Here is a 6172-nt window from a genome sequence, read left to right as displayed (position 1 = left end):
GCAACACCAAGGCACTGGATCCTGGCTTTCGCCAGGATGACGAGCGTGGGGACCGAGGGCTCTTTTACTCAACGGAGCCATGACCGGCCCGAGCCCGGAAAACCCCCAACCCGTCATTCCGGCGAAGGCCGGAATCCAGCGCCTTTGCCCTCGACGTCTCACGATTTCGACCTTCCAGCCCTCGACGCCTCGCAACGCAAAGGCACTGGATCCTGGCTTTCGCCAGGATGACGAGCGTGGGGACCGAGGGCTCTGGTACGCAACGGAGCCGTGACCGGCCCGAGCCCGGAAACCCCCAACCCGTCATTCCGGCGAAGGCCGGAATCCAGCGCCTTTGCCCTCGACGTCGCACGACTTCGGNNGCAACACCAAGGCACTGGATCCTGGCTTTCGCCAGGATGACGAGCGTGGGGACCGAGGGCTCTGGTACGCAACGGAGCCGCGACCGACCCGAGCCAGGAAAACCCCCAACCCGCCATTCCGGCGAAGGCCGGAATCCAGCGCCTTTGCCGCTCCCGACGCCCAACGACTTCGACCTTCCAGCCCTCGACGCCCCGCAATNACCAAGGCACTGGATCCTGGCTTTCGCCAGGATGACGAGCGCGGGGACCGAGGGCTCTGGTACGCAACGGAGCCGTGACCGGCCCGAGCCCGGAAAACCCCCAACCCGCCATTCCGGCGAAGGCCGGAATCCAGCACCTTTGCCCTCGACGTCCCACGATTTCGGCCTTCCAGCCCGCGACGCTCCGCAACGCAAAGGAGCTGGATCCTGGCTTTCGCCAGGATGACGAGCGTGAGGGTCCGAGGGGTTCTGGTATGCAGTGGAGGCCGAGGGTTTCCGGGTGGGCCGGTTCGGGATCGAAGCTGGACCGATTTCAGGTAATTGCGAGACCTGCCACGCCCTCTTGCGGACACCACTTCCGGCATTATCGAAAAAATCGTCAAGAACCCCCTCGACCACCGTAAAGCAAGCCATTTTTATGTATTATGAAGGCTTCACCCGGAACGCCGCGTGGCCGCCATGAACCATAATGCCCTGGAGTCTTTTCTCGCCCCGCTCTCGGACGAATCGCCCTGCGGCGAAAACCTGGAATACGACGCGGATTTTCTGGCGCTGGAGCGGGCGGCCGCGCCCAAGGCCGAGCGGGCCGTCGGAGACAGCGTCAAGGCCGCCGAGGAACCCGACTGGGACAAGGTGGCGGCGCTGGCGGAAAACCTGCTCGGCCGCTCCCGCGACCTGCGCGTGGCGGTGTACCTGGCGACGGCCTGGATGCGCACTTCCGGGCTGGCCGGCTGGGCGGCCGGCCTTCGCCTGATCCGCGGTTTCCTCGAGGATTTCTGGGACGGCGTGCACCCGCTGCTGGACGCCGAGGACGACGACGACCCGACCGCCCGCGTCAACGCGGTGGTGCCCATCGGCGACCTGCTCGGCGTGCTCGGCTACCTGCGCACCACCAGCTTCGTGCAATCGCCGCGGCTGGGCCGGTTTTCGCTGCGCGACCTGCGCATCGCCAACGGCACGCTGAAAATCGCCGCCGCCGAAGACGGCGCGTCCGAACTGCCCACGATGACCATAATCGAGGCCTGCTGCCAGGATTGCCCCGAGGAGCAATTGAGCGCGGCCGCCGCGGCGATTAACGAGGCGCTCGAACACGCCATTGCGATCGACGGCGTTTTCAATGCCCGGATAGGCACCGCCGGCCCGGATTTGAAGACCCTGCTCGGCGACATGCGCGAACTGAAGAAATTCCTCGACGCGCAATTGGCGCAGCGCTCGCCGCAATCCGCTTCCTCCGCCGGCGACGAGGCGCCGGCGGAGTGCGTGGCGGCCGGTGCGCCCGCCGCGGCCAGCGGCCGCATCGAGAGCGCGCAGGACGTGATACGCCGGATCGACGAGCTGTGCGAGTACTACGACAGGGTCGAGCCGTCGAGCCCGGTGCCGCTGCTGCTGCGCCGCGCGCAGCGCCTGGTCGGCATGAACTTCATGGACCTGCTGAAGGATCTCGCGCCCGGCGGCGTCAGCGAACTGCAGGTCATCTCCGGTTCGAGCGAAGACGACTGACCGCAGGCGGCGCCCGGAATCCACCGCGATCCGGGTGCCCGCACGCATGCCGGACCCCGTTGCCGGGTCGCCGCCCGGCAACGGCAAGCGCTCCTCAGTCCACGCCCTTGCAGCGGTTCGCGCCGCTGCGCATGAACAGCGTGCGCATGGCGGGATTCCAGTTCACCGACAGCCCGCCCGGCAGGCCCGCGGTGATCGAGGCGCCGGCGTCCTGCACGATCGGGCCCGCCGCGGCCTGGCTGCCGTCGGCGTAGGTCGCCTTGACCGAGACCGCATAGCTGACCGGATCGGCGCAGGCGGACGTATCGACCGGCTGCGACACCGCGGCATCGTACGCGGCGAGGTCGGGCAACGTGCCCGCGGCCACGGCCACGTCCCGCTCGCGGCCGTCGATGCGGCAGCGCGCATCCAGCGTGTAGCTGGCGGAGAACTTCAGCGGCGGCAGGACCCGTATCGCCGCCACCGCCTCCGGTTGCGCCACGCAGCCGAGCAGGAACACCTTGCGCCGCGACGCGACGTGCAGCACCACGCTGCCCGGATCGAGCGCGGCGCCGGACGGCCATTCCAGTTCGATGCGCGCGGGCGACGCGTCGGTCACCATCGGCTGCGCGCGCAGCGGCGTGCCATCCGCATCCGTGGCGCTGACCGACAGGCCCGCGCACTGTGGGTCGGACAGGTTCGTGCCGGCCAGGGCGAACGCCGGCGGCTTGCGTCCCGGCCGGACGGCGAACAGCGGGCGACGGTCCGGCGTCTCCACGGCATCGATCACCGGCGGCGCGACCTTGCCCGGTCCGCCGGCCTCCAGCCGCGCCACGCCGAGTTCCAGCGCCGCCGCCATCGCCTTCGCCTCGCCGCCGGGGCAGCCGTCGGAGACGTCCAGGTAGGCCTGCGTCCGCCTGGCCGCGGCATCGGCGCGCAACAGCCGGGCCTGCAACGGGCCGTCGAGCGTGGCGGCCGGCTCGCCCATGCGACCGGGCAGCGATCCGCGCAGGTCCGCAGCCATCCGCGCGAGGCGCTGGCCGGTCGCGTCCAGGCCGGTATCGCGCCGGTCTGCGGCGCGGACGGACAGGCCGTGCACGGCCGCATCGAGCCGGTTCGCCACGGCATTGCCCGTCAGCGTGGGCGGCGACTGCGCCGGCAGCGCGGCGCAGAAACCCAGTGCGGCCAGCCCGCCCAGCCAGCCCGGCAGGAAACGGACGCGGCTCATCCGGCCGCGCCGCCGCGCGGATGCGTGTCGCGCCGCCATGACCGCATCGCGCTCATTCGTCCGGGCAATCCTGGTCGGGATCGTCGGGCTGGCAGGTCTGCTGGTCCGGCGGCAGCAGGATGCCGGACGGCACGATGCCGAACGAGCGGTAGTTCGCCGAGACCACGCTGGGATCGATGTAGCTGTCGCCGCGGTTCTTGGCGTTCTGCGCGCGCCCGGCCAGGATCGAGGTGGGAATGTTGACGCTGGGCGCGCCGATCAGCGGCAGGAAATTGCCCGCGCGGTCCACCGCGTAGAAGTACGCCGGCGGCTCGCCCACCTTGGCGACCGTCTGGTTGCTCACGCCGGTCACGTAGATCGGGTCGATCGCGGTGCCGATCCGGCCGGTGGACGACCACGTGCCGACGCCGTCGTACAACCAGGTGGTCCCCGACTGCAGCAGGTCGCCGTCGCGCACTTCGAGGTAGAGCGCCGCCGTGCCCGCGTCCACCGTGAACGCGCTGCCGTTCACCGACGCCAGCGTCAGCGTGCGGCCGTTGGTGAGGCTGAACCCGGCCGGCGAGGAGAAGCCGCCGAGCGTGCCGACGCGGTTGTCGCGGTAGCCTCGCGCGCCGCCCAGCACGGCGGGGCCGGCGGCGCTGCCGGTGAGCACGTCGGCGGCGATGCTGCCGTTCGCGCCCTCGCCGATCGCGCCGGCGGAGACCAGCATGGTCGTGCCGCCGCTCACCGCGCCGTCGATGCTCAGGTCGCCGCTGGTGGTCTTCAGCGTCGTGGCGGCGCCGCCGTCCACCGGGCCGGTCACCGACAGTGCCTGCGCGTTGGTCAGGCTGAAACCGCCCGCGCTGAAACCGCCCAGCGCGCCGATCCGGTTGTTGCCGCCGAGCGCGGTGCCGCCCGCCGAACGTCCGGTGAGCGTGCCCGCCACGATCGTGCCGCCGGCGCCTTCGCCGATCGCGCCGGCGGACGCCAGCGTGGTCGTGGCGCCGCTCACCGTGCCGTTGATCGTCAGGTCGCCGCTGCCGGTCGTCAGCGCGGTACTGGCGCCGCCGTTCACCGCGCCGGTCACGGTCAGCGCCTGCGCATTGGTCAGGCTGAAGCCGTTGGCGCTGAAGTTGCCCAGCGCGCCGACCCGGTTCGCGCCGTCGAGCGCCACCGCGCCCGCCGCGCTGCCCGCCAGCAGGGCGGCGGTGACGCTGCCGCCGCTGCCCTGGTGGATCGCGCCCGCCGAGGCCAGCGTGGTGGTGGCGCCGCTGACCGCGCCGTCGATGCTCAGGTCGCCGCTGGTCGTGGTCAGCGCGGTGCTGGTGCCGCCGTTCAACGGGCCGGCCACCGTCAACGCCTGGCCGTCGATCAGGCTGAAGTTGGTCGCGCTGAAGCTGCCCAGCGTGCCGATCCGGTTGCCGCTGCCGTTGAGCGTGGTGTCGCCGGCCGAACGGCCGGTGAGCGTACCCGCCGTCAGGCTGCCGCCGGCGCCTTCGCTGATCGCGCCGGCGGACACCAGCGTGGTCGTGCCGCCGCTAACCGCACCGTTGAGGGTCAGGTTGCCGCTGGTGGTCGTCAGCGCGGTGCTGGCGCCGCCGTTCACCGGGCCGGTCACCGCCAGCGCCTGCGCATTGGTCAGGCTGAAACCGCTCGCGTCGAAGCCGCCCAGCGTACCGATGCGGTTCGCGCCGTCGAGCGTGGTATCGCCGACCGAACTGCCGGCGAGCGTGCCCGCCGTGATCGCGCCGCCGGCGCCTTCGCCGATCGCGCCGCCCGCGGTCAGCGTCGTCGTGCCGCTGCCGCTGTCGATGGCGCCATCGATCGCCAGGTCGCCCGCGCTGGTCAGCGTCACCGCGCTGCCGCTGACGTTGCCGTTCACTGCGAGATGGCCGGTCGTGGTGCCGAGCGACACCGTGCCGGCGCCGCCCGTTACCGGGCCCGTCACCGTCAACGCCTGCGCGTTGGTCAGGCCGAAGCCGTTCGCGTCGAAGCCACCGAGCGCGCCGATGAGGTTGGCGCCGTTGAGCGCCGAGCTGCCGACCGAGCTGCCGGCCAGCCTGCCGGCGGTGATCGTGCCATCCGCACCTTCGCTGATCGCGCCGCCCGCGGTCAGCGTCGTCGTGCCGGCGCCGCTGTCGATGCCGCTGTTGACCGCCAGGTCGCCCGCGCTGGACAGCGTTACCGCGCTGCCGCTGACGTTGCCGTTCACTGCAAGGTCGCCGGCCGTGGTGCCGAGCGTCACCGCGCCGGGGCCGCCCGTTACCGGGCCGCCGACCGTCAACGCCTGCGCGTTGGTCAGGCCGAAGCCGTTGGCGGCGAACGCGCCGAGGTTGCCGACCCGGTTGGCATTGCGCAGTTCGGTGCTGCCGGCCGAGCCGCCGGTCAGCGTATTCGCCCTGATGACGCCGGACGTCTGCGCGAGGTTGCGCCCCGCCCTCAACGTGACCGTGTCGCCGGCGAGATCGCTCGCCAGGTTGAGGTCCGAGCTGCTGCCCGTGGTGGTCAGCGTGAGGTTGCCGGCGCCGCCGTTCGCCGAGGGCGCCGCGCCGACCGTCAGCGTCTGCGCATTGTTGAAGCTGAAGTCGCCTCCGGCGGCGAACGCTCCGAGCGTGCCCACCTTGTTCGCGCCCGTCAGGCTGGTGCTGCCGCCCGACGTGCCGCCGAGCGTGCCGGCGGCGATCGTGCCGTCCGCCCCTTCGCCGATCGCGCCGCCCGAAGTCAGCGTCGTCGTGCCGGCGCCGCTGTCGATGCCGCTGTTGATTGCCAGGTTACCGGCGCTGGTCAGCGTGACCGCGCTGCCACTGACGTTGCCGTTCACCGCGAGGTCGCCGGCTGTGGTGCCGAGCGTCACTGCGCCGGCACCGCCCGTTACCGGGCCGGTCACCGACAGCGCCTGCGCATTTGTCAGGCCGAAGCCATTC

The 6172-nt window shown here is 71.5% G+C and carries 2 protein-coding genes and 1 pseudogene; 1 reads left to right on the top strand and 2 read right to left on the bottom strand.

Translation table 11 applies throughout. The annotated features are described in order from the left end of the window. Nucleotides 1–1021: 1021 nt before the first annotated feature. Nucleotides 1022–2062, top strand: a complete 1041-nt coding sequence (gene tssA, locus ASG87_RS11595; protein WP_056005040.1) for a type VI secretion system protein TssA — start codon at nt 1022–1024, stop codon at nt 2060–2062. Nucleotides 2063–2156: 94 nt separating this feature from the next. On the opposite strand, the gene ASG87_RS11590 is transcribed toward tssA, so the two are convergent. Together ASG87_RS11590 and ASG87_RS11585 are read right to left on the bottom strand one after the other, a co-directional pair. Next, the gene (locus tag ASG87_RS11590) at nt 2157–3269 is read right to left on the bottom strand and encodes a hypothetical protein (protein WP_056005038.1); all 1113 of its coding nucleotides are present in this window, start codon (nt 3267–3269) and stop codon (nt 2157–2159) included. Between the two features lie 52 nt (nt 3270–3321). Next, a pseudogene (locus ASG87_RS11585) lies at nt 3322–6172 on the bottom strand (hypothetical protein); the annotation flags it as partial.

Origin of the sequence: Frateuria sp. Soil773 (assembly GCF_001428405.1) — a bacterium.
GTDB lineage: Bacteria > Pseudomonadota > Gammaproteobacteria > Xanthomonadales > Rhodanobacteraceae > LMSL01.
Note: the sequence above shows the minus strand (reverse complement) of the source record. Positions and strands in the feature narration are given on the sequence as shown.